Source organism: Pseudomonas sp. C7.1 (genome assembly GCF_056312395.1).
This window is the reverse complement of the sequence record NZ_JBWDTL010000003.1, coordinates 1,979,690-1,996,031: the sequence shown is the minus strand read 5'-3', so window position 1 is coordinate 1,996,031 and position 16,342 is coordinate 1,979,690. Positions and strand designations below refer to the sequence as shown.

Here is a 16,342-nt window from a genome sequence, read left to right as displayed (position 1 = left end):
ATGGCAGCAATCAATAAGCTTTTTTCGATTATGGGGCTAAAATGGGCCTCGTAAATTTCTAACCCTCAAAAGGAATCAGAGATGAATCTCATCAACACCCAAGTTCAACCGTTCAAGGCCAACGCTTTCCACAACGGCAAATTCATCGAAGTGACCGAGCAGTCCCTGAAAGGCCAGTGGTCGGTACTGATCTTTATGCCCGCTGCGTTCACCTTCAACTGCCCGACTGAGATCGAAGACGCTGCCAACAACTACCCAGCGTTCCGCGAGGCCGGCACCGAAGTTTACATCGTCACCACCGACACCCATTTCTCCCACAAGGTCTGGCATGAAACTTCGCCTGCTGTAGGCAAGGCGCAGTTCCCGCTGATCGGTGATCCGACTCACGCCCTGACCCGTGCTTTCGGTGTGCACATCGAAGAAGAAGGTCTGGCCCTGCGTGGCACCTTCCTGATCAACCCGGAAGGCGTGATCAAGACCGTTGAAATCCACTCCAACGAAATCGCCCGTGACGTATCGGAAACCCTGCGCAAGCTGAAAGCTGCTCAGTACACCGCTGCTCACCCAGGCGAAGTGTGCCCAGCCAAGTGGAAAGAAGGCGAGAAGACTTTGGCTCCTTCCCTGGACCTGGTTGGCAAGATTTAAAAACGGTCGTAAAGCTGCTGCGCTCACGCTGGCGGCGTTGGGGTCAGGCTCGGAATGCTCATGTACAGTCGTACACTCCGCTTCTTCGCCTGATCCCGCCTTGCCAGCCTTTCGCTCGCGAAGCTTTCCACTCCGTTTTCTGCTAGACGCGCTAAGGCTGTTACCCAGCCCTTCAGTGCCGGACGCCCGGGCGCGATCCGCCCGGGCGTTTTTGTGTCTGAATTTCGTTAAAAAGGATACCTGAATCATGTTGGACGCCACGCTTAAAGCTCAATTGAAGGCCTACCTGGAAAAGGTCACCCTGCCGTTCGAGATCGTCGCGTCCCTCGATGACAGTGCGAAATCCCAGGAGCTGCTTGAGCTGCTGCAAAGCATCGTCGGCCTGACCGACAAGATCACCCTGAAGACCGATGGCAGTGACGCTCGCCGTCCGTCGTTCTCGCTTAACCGCCCCGGTGCGAACATCGGCCTGACCTTCGCCGGCATTCCCATGGGCCACGAGTTCACCTCGCTGGTATTGGCACTGCTGCAGGTGGGTGGTCACCCGTCCAAGCTGGATGCCGAGACCATCGAACAGATCAAGGGTATTGAGGGCTCCTTCGAGTTCGAGACCTACTACTCGCTGTCCTGCCAGAACTGCCCGGATGTGGTTCAGGCGCTGAACCTGATGGCGGTGCTCAACCCGAATATCCGTAACGTCTCCATCGACGGTGCGCTGTTCCAGGATGAGGTTGAGCGTCGCCAGGTAATGGCCGTGCCGAGCATCTACCTGAACGGCGAAGTGTTTGCCTCCGGCCGTATGGACGTGAAGGAAATTCTCGCCAAGATCGATACCGGTTCTGCCAATCGTGATGCCGAGAAGATGAGCGCCAAAGAAGCCTTCGATGTACTGGTAATCGGTGGCGGCCCGGCCGGTGCCGCAGCGGCTATTTATGCCGCGCGCAAAGGTATTCGTACCGCGATTGCTGCCGAGCGTTTTGGCGGTCAGGTGCTCGATACCATGTCCATCGAGAACTTTGTCTCGGTGAAGGAAACCGAAGGGCCGAAGCTGGTACGCGCCCTTGAAGAGCATGTGCGTGAATACGAAGTCGACATCATGAACCTGCAGCGCGCCAGTGCATTGGTGCCGGCGAGCAGTGAAGGCGGCTTGCATGAGGTGAAGTTCGACAATGGCGCGAGCCTCAAGGCCAAGACCCTGATCCTCTCCACCGGTGCCCGCTGGCGCGAGATGGGAGTGCCCGGCGAGCAGGAATACAAGGCCAAGGGCGTGTGCTTCTGCCCGCACTGCGACGGCCCGCTGTTCAAGGGTAAGCGCGTGGCGGTGATCGGCGGCGGTAACTCCGGCGTTGAGGCGGCGATTGACCTTGCCGGTATCGTGGCGCACGTGACCCTGCTGGAGTTCGCCGACACCCTGCGTGCCGACGCCGTGCTGCAGAAGAAGCTCTACAGCCTGCCGAATGTCACGGTGATCAAGAGCGCGCAGACCACCGAAGTCAAAGGCGATGGTCAGAAGGTCAATGCACTGGTGTACAAGGACCGCACCACCGAGGAGCTGCACAGCGTCGAGTTGGAAGGCATCTTCGTGCAGATCGGCCTGCTGCCTAACACGGATTGGCTAAAGGCCAGCGTAGAGCTGTCGCGTTTCGGTGAGATCATCGTCGACGCCAAGGGCGCCACCAATATCCCGGGTGTGTTTGCCGCCGGTGACGTGACCACGGTGCCGTACAAGCAGATCGTGATTGCCGTGGGCGAGGGGGCCAAGGCCTCCCTGAGCGCCTTCGATCATCTGATCCGCAGCTAATAAGCTCTGCGCTGCAAAAAAGCGGAAAACCTTTAGGGGGTGTCCGCTTTTTTTTGTGCAGGCTTTAAGCACCAAAACGCTGCAGCTGCATTTCTTGTAGCCGGCTCAGGGTGCGGCGAAAGGCGAAGCTCAGGTAGCCCACGGTATAGAGTTCAGCCAGCGGCACCTGGGCTTCGAGGTACAGTGTTACCTTGCGGTCGTAGCACTCGTCCACCAGGGCGATAAAGCGCCGCACGCTGTCGTCCTTGACCGACAGGGCGGGTAGTTGACGGTCGCCTGCTTGTACGCGCTCGACGCCATCCTCGGTGCCACGGGCGATTCTGGCCGCGCGTTGCGGGCTGCTCAGGTTGGGTACTTCGCTGAGCAGAATGGCCTGGAAGCGGTCGCACAGGGCGATAAAGTCCGGCGCGGCCAAGGGCTGCTCACACAGATCGGCAAAGCGGCACCAGAGCACGCCGTCGCAGTGACGCAGGGGCCGCACGCTGCGGTTGCCGAGCGTGAGCGGTTGGTCGCTGCTAGGCTGGCCTGCGGCCAACTGGCTGAAATGTCGGCTTAGCACACTGGGCAGCCCAGGCGTGGCGACCCAGTAGCGGGTATGCACGGTGCCTGGGTGCAGGCGATGGTCTTGCTCGCCGTTGATGCTGACCACCTGCATATGTAGCTGCAGAGCGGCCACTGCAGGTAAAAAACGCTCGCGGTTAAAGCCTTCGGCATACAGCAGTTCAGGCGGCTGGTTGGAGGTGGCGACTAGCACCACGCCCTGTTCGAACATCACCTGAAACAGCCGGCCGAGAATAATTGCATCGCCGATATCGCTGACAAACAACTCATCGAAGCACAGCACGCGCACCTCAAGGCTCAGCTCCACGGCCAGGGCCTGCAGCGGGTCCGGCGTGCCAGTGAGTTGAAACAGGCGTTGATGCACCCAGCGCATAAAGTGGTGAAAGTGCTGGCGCCGCGCCGGGACTTTCAAGCCTTTGTAGAAGCTGTCCATCAGCCAGGTCTTGCCACGCCCAACCGGCCCCCACAGATACACCCCGTTGATCGGCTGCGCGGGTGTGTCCTGATGCAGGGCCTGGTGACAGTCGTGCAAAGCCTGGGCGGCCTGCCACTGCGCCGGGTCGGATTTAAAACCGTCGCGGTCGATGGCCTGCTGGTAGGCGCTGAGCGGGGAGCTGCAGTCCATCAGCGCGCCTCGATCCGCTTGTGCATGCACACCGCGCTGGCGGGGCAGAGGCTGGAGAACTCGGCTGTCTGGCGGATTGCTTCAGGCACGTCGGTTCGCGCGAGGCTGCTGTAACCACGGCGGCTGAAGAAGGCTTCCGCGCTGTTGGTCAGCAGGTACAGCTCACGTACGCCCAGTTGCTGCGCATAGGCTTCAATCTCGGCCACCAGTGCGCCGCCATAACCCGTACCGCGCGCCGCAGGGCTGACCACCAGTGAACGCAGCAGCGCCACCTCACCATAAGGCTGCAGGCCGATCAGTGCTTCGGGCGCGTGCGCCGCTGGGCCTGCGGCGATAAAGTGCGCAAAGTGTTCGGCTGCAAGGTCGGCCGTTGGCAGGTCGGCAGCGGCCAGTAATGCCTTGGCGGCTGCAGCCGGTGGGTGGCGGTAAAAATTCATGGAAATCCATTTGGGCGAGACAATCGGATACGTGTCGCGCCCACACTTTAACCGAGTGTTTAGCAAAGGTTATATCTGAGTTGGCGGCTGCCAACAGGCTTGGCTTTTGTAGGCTTGGACGGGATGCGCAGCCCCATGCCCGCTATCTACTCATTGTTTTATATAGAAATTAACTCTGAACAAAGACCTGTAGGAGAGGGCCATGCCCGCGAAGCGCATCGCGGGCATGGCCCGCTCCTACAGGTACCTACAAGCTTACAGACGCAATTGCCCCCGGACTGCGCTGCGCTTGTTCGGGCTACGTGCTATGCCCAGGCTGCGTGCCAGAGCTTGCTGGCCAATCAACGCCAGCTCAGGATCGGCCAACCGGCCTGCTGGGCGTGCGCAAGCAGAGTCGGATCGGGGTTGACCACATAAGGGTTGTCGACCACCTGCAGCAGTGGCAGGTCGTTGCGTGAGTCGGAGTAGAAGTAGGCGCCGTCGAGGACTTCGCCGTGCTCTTGCAGCCAATCACGCAGGCGCGTGACTTTGCCTTCGCGGTAGGTCATCACGCCCTGAGTGCGGCCGCTGTAGTGGCCGTGCTGGACTTCCAGGTCGATGGCCAGTACTTCTTCGATTTTCAAGCGTGCGGCGACGGCGCTGACCAGAAAATGCGCCGAGGCGGAAATCACCAGCACCCGATCACCGGCGGCGCGGTGGTTGGCCAGGCAGCGGGTGGCATCGCTGTAGAAGATCGGTTCGATCACGTCCTCAACGAAAGGCTCGACCACATGGGCGACTTCTTCCGGCGTGCGGCCTACCAGCGGCGATAGGGTGAAGGCCATGTAGTCTTCCATGGCTAGGCTGCCGGCGGCGTATTGGCGCATCAGCTCTTGTTCGCGGGCGATAAAACTCTCGCCATCAGCCCAGCCCAGCTTGACCATTTCCTGGGTCCACAGGCTGGCGCAGTCGCCGCCGATTAGGGTTTCGTCCAGGTCGAAAATTGCCAGGGCCATCAGGCCACCTCACAGATTGCGTTGTCTTCAATGTTCAGGTTAATGCGCTGCCCGCGGGCATGTAGATCCGCCGGGGAACGGTTGAGCACGTCCACCAGCAGTTCGACGCCGCGCGCCTCAATGCTGTAACGGATCACGTTGCCGAGCAGGCTATGGCTGCGAATCTGCCCTTCGATATTGCCCTGGGGGCCGATCTGGATAGATTCCGGGCGGATCGCCACGCGGCTGTTGATCGGGCGCAGCAGCAGGCGGCTGGCAGCATCGGCATTGAGCAGGTTGTAGTTGCCGATAAAGCCGGCGGCAAAGGCATCGGCGGGGGCGGTGTAGAGGGTTTCCGCATCGCCGCTCTGGACGATTTTGCCGGCGTTCATCAGGAAGATACGATCGCTCATGACCAGCGCTTCTTCCTGGTCATGGGTAACGAAGATGGTGGTCAGGCCCAGCTCCTGCTGGATGCTGCGGATCTGCTCGCGCAGGTGTTTGCGAATCCGCGCATCCAGCGCCGACAACGGCTCGTCGAGCAGCAGCAAGCGCGGACGGGTGACCAGCGAGCGGGCCAGGGCCACGCGTTGGCACTGGCCGCCAGACAGTTGCTGCGGATAGCGGCCGGCGAAGTCATTCAGCTCCACCAGCTCCAGCACGTCCTTGACCCGCTGCTGGGCTTCGCTGCCTTTGACCTTCTGCATGCGCAAGCCGAAGGCGACGTTCTGCTGCACGGTCATATTGGGGAACAGCGCGTAGCTCTGGAACACCATGCCGATGCCGCGCTTTTGCGGGGCGACGGGCACTAGATCCTCGCCGTCGAGCAGAATCTGCCCGCCATTGACCCCGGTCAGGCCGGCGATACAACGCAGCAGGGTGGATTTGCCGCAGCCGGAGGGGCCGAGCAGGGTGATGAATTCGCCCTTGGCGATCTCGCAGTTAATATCGCTGAAAATCGCGGTATCGCCGTAGCTCTTGTGCAGGCCTTGAATACTCAGATAACTCATGACTTGTCCTTATTCAGGCGATTGGCCGCCCAGGTCATCAGCAGCACGAACATAAAGTAGGAAATCACCAACGCGCTGGTGAAGTGACCGCTGTCGTTGCGCATGTTGTAGAGGTACACCTGCAGGGTTTCATAGCGGCTGCCGACCAGCAGGTTGGCGAAGACGAACTCACCGAACAGGAAGCTAAAGGAGAGAAACACCGAAACCATCAGGCCCTTACGCAGGTTAGGCAGCACTACCATAAAAGCCGCGCGCCAGGTGCTGGCACCTAGCAGGTGGGCGGCGTCCATCAGGTCGCGCAGGTTAATCGCCTGCAGGTTGTTGCTGATGGCCCGGTACATAAAGGGCAGGGCGATAGTGAAGTAGCAGCCGATCAGAATCCACGGCGTACCGAGGATTGGCAGCGGGCCGCCGGCGAACAGTTGCATCAGACCCACTGAGGACACCACCGGCGGGATGGCAAACGGCAGCAGGATCAGCACGTTCATCAGCGCGTCGAGCTTGGGGAAGTGATAACTGACCACAAACAGCAGCGGCAGAATCAGCACCAGCGACAGCGCCAAAGCGGCAAAGCACACCAGCAGCGAACGGCCGAACGCGGCAAGAAAGCGCGCATCACTCCACAGCGCCAGGTACCACTTGAAGGTCAGCCCGCTGGGCAAAACGCTGGCTGACCAGCTTGTGGAGAATGAGTAGAGCAGGGTGCCGAGCAGCGGCAGCAGGAGGATCAGCAGCAGGCTGTAGACCACCAACTGGTGGAACAGCGGTGAGCGGTTTTCAGCGTGGGACATGGTAGCTCCGGCGCAGCAGCCATTGATGGACGATGGTGATCAGGGTCATCAGACCAACCAGAATCATCGCCAGGGCACTGGCCATATTCGGGTCGAGGAAGATGTCGCCGGAAACCATGGCGGCAATCCGAATCGGCAGGATATTGAAGTTGCCGGTGGTCAGCGCATACACCGTGGCGTAGGCGCCGAGGGCGTTGGCCAGCAGAATCACGAAGGTGCCGAGCAGCGCAGGGGTCAGCACCGGCAGGCCGATATGCCGCCAGAACTGCCAGTTGCTCGCGCCCAATAATTCAGCCGATTCGCGCCAGTCTTCACGCAGGGCATCGAAGGCTGGGTATAGCAGCAGCACGCCGAGGGGAATCTGGAAGTAGGTGTAGAGCACGATCAGGCCGGTTTTCGAGTAGAGGTTGAAATCCTCGATGATTCCCGCCTGCTTGAGCAGGATGGTCAGCGCGCCGTTAAAACCCAGCAGGATGACAAAGGCAAACGCCAGCGGTACGCCGGAGAAGTTGCTGGTCATGTTGGAAAACGCCATGACGAAGTCGCGCAGCTTACTGTCGACCTGGCGCAGCGAGTAGCTGCCGAGAATGGCGATGCTGATACCGATCAGGCTCGACCAGAACGCCACTTCCAGGCTGTGACGTATGGCCTGACGGTAGAACGGCGAGGCGAAGGCCTGCTGGAAATTGCTCAGCCCCCAGCCCTCTGCGGTATGCAGGCTGTTGCTGGCCACCCATAGCAGCGGGGCGATCTGAAAGGCGATAAAAAATAGGGCAAAGGGCAACAGGCACAGCAGCGCCAGCCATTTGCCGCGCAGGGCAGGTATCACAATAAAAGCTCCCGGCAGACAGGTTTGTCGTGGGCCACACCGAGCAGTTCACAGACCGTGCCGCACAACTCCAGCTGCTTCGGCTGGGCGTTGGGGTTCAGGCTGAAGGCGTTGCCGAGTACCAGCAGTGGCACTTGGCGTTCTTCCGGCAGCAGGCCGTTGTGGCTGCGGTCGTTGTTCATGCCGTGGTCGGCGGTCACCAGGATCTGGTAGCCGGCGTTGAGCCAGGGCTGGATATATTCGGCCAACAACACATCGGCCATGCGCGCGCTGTTGCGGTACTGCGCGCTGTCGAGGCCGTGCTTGTGGCCAGCGTCGTCGATATTCATCGGGTGCACCAGCAGCAGGTTGGGCGCATGGCGCAGGCGCAGGCTTTCTGCGTCCGCGAACAGGTGCGAATCCGGGTAATGATCGGCGTAGTAGAAGTGGCCGTACTGAATTGGCAGCGTGGCGTCTGCCGTATGGCGGTCGCGCGCAGCCTGGAATGGCGAGCGGTTATACAGCTCGCTGACCCAGTGATAGGCCGCTGCTGCGGTAATCAGCCCGGCGTCGCGGGCGTAGTGGAACATGCTGCGCTGTGTCGACAGGCGCGATACATCGTTATTCACAATGCCGCTGTCGATGGGCGCAACACCGGTCAGAATCGCTTCATACAGCGGGCGTGACAGGGCCGGGAGTTCACAATCGAGCTTGTACAGCGCGGCGCGTCCAGCCTGGCAGTAAGCCTGCAGATGCCCCAGCGCATGCTGAGCCACCTGATAGCTCAAGCCATCCAGAACCACGAGGATGACGTTGTGCGACATGATTGAAAGCCTTAGCAACCGAATCGGCCCCGGAGTGTATCCGGGGCCAGATTGCATTAGTTCATATTGATGATGACGTGTTCCTGCCACAGGCGCGGCAGTGCTTTGGAGGTGGCTTCCCAGGCAGCAGCATCCTTGATCGGCTGAACCTTGGCGTACTGCTCTTGCGGCAGCAGCTTGGCTTGCACTTCGGCTGGCAGGGTCAGGTGTTCGGCGCGGATCGGCCGGGCGTTACCTTTGGCCAGGTTGATCTGGCCGGCGTCGCTGAGGATGTACTCACGCGCTAGTTTGGCCGCGTTGGGGTTTTTCGCCCACTTGTTGATGATGGTGCTGTAGCCGGAAATCACCGAACCGTCAGATGGGATCAACACTTCGAAGCGCTCGGGATCGATCTGGTCGCGGTAGGAGAGGCCGTTGAAGTCCCAGACCACGCCCACTTCCACTTCGCCTTTTTCCAGGGTCTGGATGGTTGGGTTGGCCAGCGACAGACGGCCTTGTTTGGCCAGCTCGCCGTAGAAATCCAGCGCCGGTTGCACGTTGCTTTCGTTACCGCCCATGGCGATGGCGGCAGCCAGTACGCCGTTAACGGCTTGTGCGGCGGTGCTGACATCACCGGCGGAAACTTTGTAGGTGCCGGTTTTCAGGTCAGCCCAGGAGCGCGGGATGTCCTTGACCAGTTGCTTGTTGACGATAAAGGCGATGGAGCCGGTGTAGGCGAGCATCCAATGGCCGTCGGTGTCTTTGGCCCAGGCTGGAATCTGTTCCCAGGTGCTCGGCTTGTAGGGTTGGGTAACACCCTGCTGCACGGCGATGGGGCCGAAGGCCGCACCGACGTCGCCGATATCGGCGGTGGCGTTGTCTTTCTCGGCGGCGAACTTGGCAATTTCCTGGGCCGAGCTCATGTCGGTGTCCATATGCTTCAAGCCATACAGCGTGTTCAGGTCGGCCCAGGTGTCCTTCCAGTTGGCCCAGCTGTCCGGCATGCCCACACTGTTCACCGCGCCTTCAGCGCGCGCGGCCTTTTCCAGTGCTTGCAAATCCGTTTCAGCAGCCATGGCCGAGGTGGCCAGGGTGATGGCTGAGCCTATCAGTGAAGCCAGCAGCAGTTGTTTCATTGGAAACTCCCTTGCGAGTTAGGTGCGGTGATTGTCTGGTCTAGATCAGCAAGACCCAGGCCAATTTAGGCTTGTTATATGACAGTTTTATGTAAATTGGTCATTTACCGGCTTAAGCCGGTTTGCACAAACTGGCGCACCACTAGCGTAGACCATCAAAAAATTCAGTTATGTATGACCTGCAGGCCAAGTTTTATCAGCTTTTGCTGCTGCTGAAAGAAAGTTGTCATGGTGCAGTCATCAAGACTGCTTAAACTTGAAACATGGTTTTTACCGCTGCACTCACAGGTTGATGCCCCGAAATGGGGCTGGACTAGTCCAATTTTGGAGGTCTTGATGCGCGATGAAGCGCCGCGGGCAGTCACCGCTATATGCCGGGCATTGGAGGAGCAGATCGAGCACGGCCTGCTGCCGTCGGGAAGTCAGTTGCCGGCCGAGCGCAAGCTCAGCGAGGTGTTCGATACGACCCGCATCACCCTGCGCGAAGCGTTGGGCCAGTTGGAGGCCCAGGGTCTGATCTACCGTGAGGAGCGTCGCGGCTGGTTTGTTTCGCCGCCACGGGTGGCCTACAACCCGCTGGTGCGCAGCCACTTCCACGCCATGGTCGGCGAGCAGGGCCGGGTGCCCGCCACCGAAGTGCTGAGCGCGCGGCTGATTCCGGCCAGCGCCGAGATCTGCCAACTGCTGGCCTTGCCAGCGCTGTCCAGTGTGTATCAGATCCGCCGCGCACGACGTATCGACGGGCGGTTGGTGCTGTATGTCGAGCACTACCTCAACCCAAATTACTTCGCCGGCATTCTGGATTTCGACCTGACCCGTTCGCTGACCGAGCTGTACGCGAGCGAATACGGCATTCATTACGGCCGAGTGCGTTTCGATATGGTGCCTACGGCGTTGCACAGCGAAGCCGCATCAGCATTGAAGGTGGCGGTGGGCAGCCCAGCGCTGCGTATCGTGCGAATCAACCGCGACCAGCATGGCCGGTTGATTGATTGCGACCTGGAGTTCTGGCGCCACGACGCTCTGCATGTGAGCGTCGAGGTGCCGGAGTAGAGCTGCCGTTCGTAGGATGGCGTTGAGCGAAGCGATACCCATCAAGGCATCAGCAGGTGCACCGCCCTATGGGCTAGGAGTTGCGCTTTTGTAGGGCGGACAAGCCTTCGGCATGTCCGCCCTACGGGGCGGCGGTCAAGGCAACTCGACGCTCGCGTAGAAGGCCGTCAGCACTTTGACCAAATGCGCCAGGTCATGGCTGCCGGCCAGTTCGCGGATCGAGTGCATGGCGAAGGTCGGCAGGCCGATATCCACGGTGCGCACGCCCAGCTGGCTGGCGCTGATCGGGCCGATGGTCGAGCCGCAAGCCATGTCGCTACGGGTGACAAAGCTCTGCACCGGCACTTCGTTTTCCAGGCACAGGTGGCGGAAGAAACCGGCGGTTTCGCTGTTGGTGGCGTAACGCTGGTTGCTGTTGATTTTGATCACCGGGCCGGCGTTGAGCTTAGGGCCGTGGTTGGCATCATGCTTGTCGGCATAGTTGGGGTGTATGCCGTGGGCGTTATCAGCCGAGACCAGCAGTGAGCGTTGGATGGTCCGCACGAAGGCATCACCGTCCGGCAGCACGCGGCGCAGCACCTGTTCGAGCATCGGGCCGTCGGCGCCGCAGGCCGAGCAGGAGCCGACTTCTTCGTGGTCGGTGCACACCAGCACGCAGCTTTCTTCATCGGGCGCGGTCAGCAGTGCCTGCAGTCCGGCGTAGCAGGAGAGCAGGTTGTCCAGCCGCGCGCCGGCGATAAAGTCGCCATTCAGGCCAATCACCGCAGCACTCTGGGTGTCGTAGAAGCTCAGCTCGTAATCGAGCACCGCATCGGCGCTGAAATCGTGCTCGCGGGCTAGTTGGTCGGTGATCAGCGCGCGGAAATCGGCCGGCTCGTCGCCTGATAGCTGCGCGAGGATCGGTGGCAGCTCGATCTGCTGGTTGATCGGCCAACCCTGGTTGGCTTCACGGTTGAGGTGAATGGCCAGGTTGGGAATGATCGCAATCGGCTTCTGGAAGTCGATCAGCTGACTTTCCACCTTGCCGTCGCGGCGGTAGGTCACCCGTCCGGCCAGCGACAGGTCGCGATCGAACCAGGGCGCCAGCAATGCACCGCCGTACACCTCCACGCCGAGCTGGAAAAAGCCTTGTTGCTGCAGCTCCGGTTGCGGTTTTACCCGCAGGCACGGGCTGTCGGTGTGTGCGCCGACCAGGCGAATACCGCCTTCCAGCGGTGCGCGCTTGCCCAGCTTGAAAGCAATGATCGAGGAGTCGTTGCGCATGACGTAATAACGCCCGCCGGCCTCGGTGTGCCAGCTGTCGCGCTCGTCCAGATGCTGAAAGCCGGCCGCTTCAAGGCGTAGTGCCAGGCTGGCGGTGGCATGAAAAGGGGTCGGCGAGGCCTTGAGGAACTCGATCAGGCCTTGATTCAAATCTTCGCGCATAGGGCACTCCAGACGACAATCGGCCGAGTTTAGCGGATTTGCCGAGCGCTTTGGGCTGCAGCGCTCGGCAGATCAGCGCGCGATGCTGATCAGGCTCAGCAGATAACCGTCGAACTCGGTGAACTGGCCATGCAGTTCGCTGCCGGCTGGCCAGTCTGCATGCAGGTCAATCAGCAGGCGCATGTGCACTTTATTGTCAGCGTCGACGCTGAGCAGTTCGGCGTCGTGAAAATAGAAATGGCGCAGCACCTGGGGGTAGAGCGCCTTGAACAAACTTTCCTTGAGCGAGAAAGTCAGGCTGGTGCGTTGCGCGCGCTGTTCGGCAGGCAGGCTTTCTAGACGGAACAGCTCGGCTGGCGTCAGAATTTCCGCTGCCAGGCGTTCGGCGCGGCTGGCTGGCATGATCTGCTCGATATCCAGACCCAGGCCGCGCCAATCCGTGCTGTTGCCCACCACTGCGCCGGCCCAGCCGCTGCCGTGGGTGATTGAGCCAAGCGTGCCGGCCGGCCACTGCGGCGCGCGATCCTCACCGCAGGCCGGAACCGATGCTGTGCCAGTCACGCGCATCAAAGCCTCACGCGCACACAGCCTCCCGGCTAGGTATTCGGCCTGGCGTTTGGCTACGCCGCGCACCGGCTCGACCCCGCAGCGGCTGAAATCCGCTGTGTCGAGCAGCTCGGACTTAAAGGTGGTGCTGATCAACTGCACGGACGGTAGTTTGTGCGGCAGCGGCCAGTGGTCATTCAGCGGGCTGCAGCAGAACGGTAGGTAGGCTGTATTCATTGGTCTATTCTGCCGCGCGGCGCTGTACACGGCCAGCCGACGCGAGTGTTTACATTTCTTTGCAAAGCGGTAACAAAGCTAAACGGAGTTGCCGAGGCTTTTTTGCAACACTACTGCATGCGTTTCCTCGGGGACGCAGGTGAGGTTGTAGCTGGCGCAGGCGTGAGGCTTGTACCGGCATTTCTCTGAGAATGAGTACGGGAGCCCGTTTGGGCGCCCGTTTTTTTTTGCGCTGCATTTTCCACTGCGCGCAGCAGTCGTACTGCTCGTATTGAGCACAACAACTATGCATCGCGCGCAAAGCCGGCTCGGCTGGCTGGCGATGCAACCGGTATTGGCCGGGCTGTTTGTGGCGCAGGGGGCCGTGCGCGCAGGCGGTAAGGGTTTCGCGAGCATGGGTTAGGCGCCCACACCGCTACTGCATAAAGCTGGCAGGCAGCAGGTGGTTCAGCGTTTGTTCAGCAAGGGTTCAGTGGGCGTTCAGCTAGGGGTAGGCAACATGGAGCTCGAGTTAAGCAACACCGACTAACCACTGAGGACACACCATGAACCGCACTATTGGAAAACTGGCCCTGGCTGCTTCCCTGACCTTCACTGCTGCTGCAGCCAATGCCGGCGACAACTTTGTTGGCCTGACCTGGGGTCAGACCGATAACAACATCCAGAAATCCAGCTCTCTCAACAGCAACCTGAACAGCCCCAAACTCGGCAAGGTAATCAACGACACTGGCACCTGGGGCGTGCGCGCCGGTCAGGTCAGCGATGCCGGGCGTTACTACATGACCTACGAGAATGTCTCGGACACCGATAGCGGCAACAAGCTACGTCAGCAGAACTTGCTGGGTAGCTACGATGTGTTCTTGCCGGTTGGCGACTACAACACCAAGCTGTTCGGTGGCGCCACTGCCGGCCTGGTCAAGCTGGAGCAGGAAAGCAAAGGCTTTAAGCGTGACAGCGATATCGGTTACGCCCTCGGCCTGCAGGCTGGCATTCTGCAGGACATCAACCAGAATGCTTCGATTGAGGCCGGCTACCGCTACCTACGCACTAATGCCAGCACCGAAATGGCGCCACACGGTGCGGGCAAGGCCGGCTCGCTGGACCTGCACAGCAGCAGCCAGCTATACCTGGGTGCCAACTACAAGTTCTAAGAACCTGCCTCGGACCTGCTGCGCGTCGGCCAAACTGCGTTGAAAACGGCCTCGGAATGCTCATTTACACCTCGTAAACTGCGCTTCCTCGGCCGTTTTCGCCTTGTTTGGCTCTAGCTCGCGAGATCCGATTCAGGTTCTAAGCAGCAGCTAGGCCAAAAGGGCCGGGCACCATGCCCGGTCGCTTTATTGGAGGAATTTGCACGATGAAACTGTTGGTCGTGGAAGATGAAGCGCTGCTGCGTCACCACCTCTATAGCCGGCTTGGCGAGCAGGGCCATGTGGTCGATGCTGTGGCCAATGCCGAAGAAGCGCTGTACCGCGCAGCCGAATACAACCATGACCTAGCGGTGATCGACCTCGGTCTACCCGGCATGAGCGGGCTGGACCTGATTCGCCAGTTGCGCAGTCAGGACAAGAGCTTCCCCATTCTGATACTCACCGCCCGTGGCAACTGGCAGGATAAGGTCGAAGGCCTGGCCGCCGGGGCTGATGATTATGTGGTCAAGCCCTTTCAATTCGAAGAGCTGGAGGCGCGCCTGAATGCCTTGCTGCGCCGCGCCTCAGGCTTTACCCAGGCGAGTATTGCTGCTGGCCCGCTGCTGCTCGACCTCAACCGGAAACAGGCGACGCTGGATGGCGAGGGTCTGCAGTTGACAGCCTACGAGTACCGTATTCTCGAATACCTGATGCGTCACCAGCAGCAGGTAGTGCCCAAGGAGCGGCTGATTGAGCAGCTTTATCCCGATGACGATGAGCGCGACCCCAACGTGATCGAAGTGCTGGTTGGTCGCCTGCGCCGCAAGCTTGAAGGCCAGCTGGATTTCAAGCCGATTGAAACCGTGCGCGGCCAGGGCTACCTGTTTACCGAGCGCTGCCGATGAGGGAGGCTGAGCTGAGCAAACCGGCCACTCGCCGTCGCGGCGAGTCCTTGCGGCTGCGCCTGATGCTCGGCACGGCGGTGCTGGCCGTGCTGTTTATGCTGGCGCTGCTGCCGGCCTTGCGCGGCGCGTTTGTGATTGCCCTGGAGCAATCCATCGAAAAACGCCTGGCCTCGGATGCTGCCGGTTTGGTTTCTGCCGCGCGTAACGAGCAGGGCCGGCTGAGCATGCCAGACAAACTGCCGGCCGAGGAATTCGACAGCCTGGAAGCCAAGCTGCTGGGTTTTATCTACGACCGCCAGGGCACGCTGGTTTGGCAGTCGCGCTCCTCCCTGGATGAAAGCGTCAGCTACCGCCCGCGCTACGACGGCCGTGGCCACGAATTTCTGCGTATCACCGATGGCCAGGGCCGTGAGTTTTTCGTCTATGACGTGGAGATCGACCTGCTGCGCGGGCAGAGCGCCGCCTTTAGCGTGGTGACCATGCAGCCGGCCAGTGATTACCAGGCCATGTACGACGGCTTTATGGGCCAGCTCTACCTCTGGCTTGGCGGCGCGCTACTGGTGCTGCTCGGGCTGCTGTGGTTTGGCCTGACATGGGGCTTTCGCAGCCTGCGCGGGCTTAGTGCCGAGCTGGATCAAGTCGAGGCGGGGACCCTTGAAGCCCTGAGTGAACAGCACCCGCGCGAACTGCTGCGCCTGACGGGCTCGCTCAACCGCCTGCTGGAAAGTGAACGCCAGCAGCGCGAACGCTACCGGCATTCGCTGGATGACCTCGCGCACAGCCTGAAAACCCCCTTGGCTGTGCTGCAAAGCGTGGCTGAAGTGATCGACAACCAGCCGCAGAACCGCGAGCAGTCGCAGGTGCTGCAACAGCAGATTGAGCGCATGAGCCAGCAGATCGGCTATCAACTGCAGCGTGCCAGCCTGCGCAAAAGCGGCCTTATCCGCCACAGCGCATGTCTGACGCCCTTGCTCGATAACCTCTGCGGCGCGCTGGACAAGGTCTACCGCGACAAGCAGGTGCAGGTGCTGCGCGACTTTACCTCTGAGCAGCACCTGCCGATGGAGCACGGCGCGCTGCTGGAATTGCTCGGCAACCTACTGGAAAACGCCTACCGCCTGTGCCTTGGCCAAGTACGCGTCAGCGTGCGGCAGCAGGGCGGCACGCTCGAACTCTGTGTGGAGGACGACGGTCCCGGCGTGCCGACTGATCAGCGCGAACGCATCCTGCGCCGTGGCGAACGGCTAGATGCCCAGCATCCCGGGCAGGGCATTGGCACGGCGGTGGTCAAGGACATTATCGAGAGCTACGGCGGCGAACTGTTTTTGGAGGATTCGCAGTTGGGTGGGGCGAGTTTTCGGGTGCGGCTGAGCGAGTGAGGCATAAGCGCCGGCCAGCTCACTGTGCAAAATCACCTCGGCATTGCCTGCAGAGGTGTTTGTCGAGCCCACTGAC

The 16,342-nt window shown here is 60.6% G+C and carries 16 protein-coding genes; 6 read left to right on the top strand and 10 right to left on the bottom strand.

Going from position 1 to position 16,342, the window contains the following annotated elements; translation table 11 throughout:
* The first annotated feature begins 81 nt into the window (after positions 1–81).
* The gene (gene ahpC, locus AC0T4W_RS12705) at positions 82–645 is read left to right on the top strand and encodes an alkyl hydroperoxide reductase subunit C (protein ID WP_476319381.1); all 564 of its coding nucleotides are present in this window, start codon (positions 82–84) and stop codon (positions 643–645) included.
* Between the two features lie 247 nt (positions 646–892).
* On the top strand, positions 893–2,446 hold the full coding sequence (ahpF, locus tag AC0T4W_RS12700) for an alkyl hydroperoxide reductase subunit F (RefSeq protein WP_476319378.1): 1,554 nt from the start codon (positions 893–895) through the stop codon (positions 2,444–2,446).
* A gap of 64 nt (positions 2,447–2,510) precedes the next feature.
* Here the strand turns inward: ahpF and zapE are convergent, their stop codons facing one another.
* The 8 genes from zapE to AC0T4W_RS12660 all read right to left on the bottom strand — a co-directional run bounded on the left by zapE (position 2,511) and on the right by AC0T4W_RS12660 (position 9,591).
* Entirely contained in the window at positions 2,511–3,632 is a 1,122-nt protein-coding gene (gene zapE, locus AC0T4W_RS12695; RefSeq protein ID WP_476319376.1) for a cell division protein ZapE, read from the bottom strand.
* The gene (gene arsN2 / locus AC0T4W_RS12690) at positions 3,632–4,069 is read right to left on the bottom strand and encodes an arsenic resistance N-acetyltransferase ArsN2 (protein WP_476319374.1); all 438 of its coding nucleotides are present in this window, start codon (positions 4,067–4,069) and stop codon (positions 3,632–3,634) included. Before arsN2 ends, zapE begins: the two co-directional genes overlap by 1 nt.
* Positions 4,070–4,410: 341 nt before the next feature.
* Positions 4,411–5,064, bottom strand: coding sequence for an HAD family hydrolase (locus AC0T4W_RS12685; RefSeq protein WP_476319372.1), 654 nt, complete (start codon positions 5,062–5,064; stop codon positions 4,411–4,413).
* Positions 5,064–6,053 (bottom strand): ABC transporter ATP-binding protein, encoded by a 990-nt coding sequence (locus tag AC0T4W_RS12680; RefSeq protein WP_476319370.1) that lies wholly within the window; start codon positions 6,051–6,053, stop codon positions 5,064–5,066. The genes AC0T4W_RS12685 and AC0T4W_RS12680 overlap by 1 nt, the downstream gene beginning before the upstream one ends.
* Entirely contained in the window at positions 6,050–6,844 is a 795-nt protein-coding gene (locus AC0T4W_RS12675) for an ABC transporter permease (RefSeq protein ID WP_476319368.1), read from the bottom strand. The genes AC0T4W_RS12680 and AC0T4W_RS12675 overlap by 4 nt, the downstream gene beginning before the upstream one ends.
* Positions 6,831–7,670, bottom strand: coding sequence for an ABC transporter permease (locus tag AC0T4W_RS12670; RefSeq protein WP_476323632.1), 840 nt, complete (start codon positions 7,668–7,670; stop codon positions 6,831–6,833). The genes AC0T4W_RS12675 and AC0T4W_RS12670 overlap by 14 nt, the downstream gene beginning before the upstream one ends.
* Positions 7,670–8,476 (bottom strand): alkaline phosphatase family protein, encoded by an 807-nt coding sequence (locus AC0T4W_RS12665; RefSeq protein ID WP_476319365.1) that lies wholly within the window; start codon positions 8,474–8,476, stop codon positions 7,670–7,672. Before AC0T4W_RS12665 ends, AC0T4W_RS12670 begins: the two co-directional genes overlap by 1 nt.
* A gap of 56 nt (positions 8,477–8,532) precedes the next feature.
* On the bottom strand, positions 8,533–9,591 hold the full coding sequence (locus tag AC0T4W_RS12660; RefSeq protein ID WP_476319363.1) for an ABC transporter substrate-binding protein: 1,059 nt from the start codon (positions 9,589–9,591) through the stop codon (positions 8,533–8,535).
* 336 nt (positions 9,592–9,927) lie between these two features.
* On the opposite strand from AC0T4W_RS12660, the gene AC0T4W_RS12655 reads away from it, so the two are divergent.
* Complete coding sequence (locus AC0T4W_RS12655; protein ID WP_304865229.1) at positions 9,928–10,644, top strand: UTRA domain-containing protein; 717 nt, start codon at positions 9,928–9,930, stop codon at positions 10,642–10,644.
* A 135-nt stretch (positions 10,645–10,779) separates the two neighbouring features.
* On the opposite strand, the gene AC0T4W_RS12650 is transcribed toward AC0T4W_RS12655, so the two are convergent.
* The gene (locus AC0T4W_RS12650) at positions 10,780–12,069 is read right to left on the bottom strand and encodes a M18 family aminopeptidase (protein ID WP_476319360.1); all 1,290 of its coding nucleotides are present in this window, start codon (positions 12,067–12,069) and stop codon (positions 10,780–10,782) included.
* 72 nt (positions 12,070–12,141) lie between these two features.
* Positions 12,142–12,852, bottom strand: a complete 711-nt coding sequence (locus AC0T4W_RS12645) for a 4'-phosphopantetheinyl transferase family protein (RefSeq protein ID WP_476319357.1) — start codon at positions 12,850–12,852, stop codon at positions 12,142–12,144.
* Between the two features lie 545 nt (positions 12,853–13,397).
* On the opposite strand from AC0T4W_RS12645, the gene AC0T4W_RS12640 reads away from it, so the two are divergent.
* The 3 genes from AC0T4W_RS12640 (at position 13,398) to AC0T4W_RS12630 (ending at position 16,266) form a co-directional block, all read left to right on the top strand.
* Positions 13,398–14,003 carry a hypothetical protein gene (locus AC0T4W_RS12640; protein WP_476319355.1) on the top strand — a complete coding sequence of 202 codons (606 nt, stop codon included), beginning with the start codon at positions 13,398–13,400 and terminating at the stop codon, positions 14,001–14,003.
* A gap of 206 nt (positions 14,004–14,209) precedes the next feature.
* Positions 14,210–14,887 carry a response regulator gene (locus AC0T4W_RS12635; RefSeq protein WP_476319353.1) on the top strand — a complete coding sequence of 226 codons (678 nt, stop codon included), beginning with the start codon at positions 14,210–14,212 and terminating at the stop codon, positions 14,885–14,887.
* Positions 14,884–16,266, top strand: coding sequence for an ATP-binding protein (locus tag AC0T4W_RS12630; RefSeq protein ID WP_476319350.1), 1,383 nt, complete (start codon positions 14,884–14,886; stop codon positions 16,264–16,266). Before AC0T4W_RS12635 ends, AC0T4W_RS12630 begins: the two co-directional genes overlap by 4 nt.
* Positions 16,267–16,342 lie beyond the last annotated feature (76 nt).

Bases quoted from the DNA above. Each gene is read 5' to 3' on its own strand.
- ahpC (WP_476319381.1), top strand. From the start codon at position 82: ATGAATCTCATCAACACCCAAGTTCAACCGTTCAAGGCCAACGCTTTC.
- ahpF (WP_476319378.1), top strand. From the start codon at position 893: ATGTTGGACGCCACGCTTAAAGCTCAATTGAAGGCCTACCTGGAAAAG.
- zapE (WP_476319376.1), bottom strand. From the start codon at position 3,632: ATGGACTGCAGCTCCCCGCTCAGCGCCTACCAGCAGGCCATCGACCGC.
- arsN2 (WP_476319374.1), bottom strand. From the start codon at position 4,069: ATGAATTTTTACCGCCACCCACCGGCTGCAGCCGCCAAGGCATTACTG.
- AC0T4W_RS12685 (WP_476319372.1), bottom strand. From the start codon at position 5,064: ATGGCCCTGGCAATTTTCGACCTGGACGAAACCCTAATCGGCGGCGAC.
- AC0T4W_RS12680 (WP_476319370.1), bottom strand. From the start codon at position 6,053: ATGAGTTATCTGAGTATTCAAGGCCTGCACAAGAGCTACGGCGATACC.
- AC0T4W_RS12675 (WP_476319368.1), bottom strand. From the start codon at position 6,844: ATGTCCCACGCTGAAAACCGCTCACCGCTGTTCCACCAGTTGGTGGTC.
- AC0T4W_RS12665 (WP_476319365.1), bottom strand. From the start codon at position 8,476: ATGTCGCACAACGTCATCCTCGTGGTTCTGGATGGCTTGAGCTATCAG.
- AC0T4W_RS12660 (WP_476319363.1), bottom strand. From the start codon at position 9,591: ATGAAACAACTGCTGCTGGCTTCACTGATAGGCTCAGCCATCACCCTG.
- AC0T4W_RS12655 (WP_304865229.1), top strand. From the start codon at position 9,928: ATGCGCGATGAAGCGCCGCGGGCAGTCACCGCTATATGCCGGGCATTG.
- AC0T4W_RS12650 (WP_476319360.1), bottom strand. From the start codon at position 12,069: ATGCGCGAAGATTTGAATCAAGGCCTGATCGAGTTCCTCAAGGCCTCG.
- AC0T4W_RS12645 (WP_476319357.1), bottom strand. From the start codon at position 12,852: ATGAATACAGCCTACCTACCGTTCTGCTGCAGCCCGCTGAATGACCAC.
- AC0T4W_RS12640 (WP_476319355.1), top strand. From the start codon at position 13,398: ATGAACCGCACTATTGGAAAACTGGCCCTGGCTGCTTCCCTGACCTTC.
- AC0T4W_RS12635 (WP_476319353.1), top strand. From the start codon at position 14,210: ATGAAACTGTTGGTCGTGGAAGATGAAGCGCTGCTGCGTCACCACCTC.
- AC0T4W_RS12630 (WP_476319350.1), top strand. From the start codon at position 14,884: ATGAGGGAGGCTGAGCTGAGCAAACCGGCCACTCGCCGTCGCGGCGAG.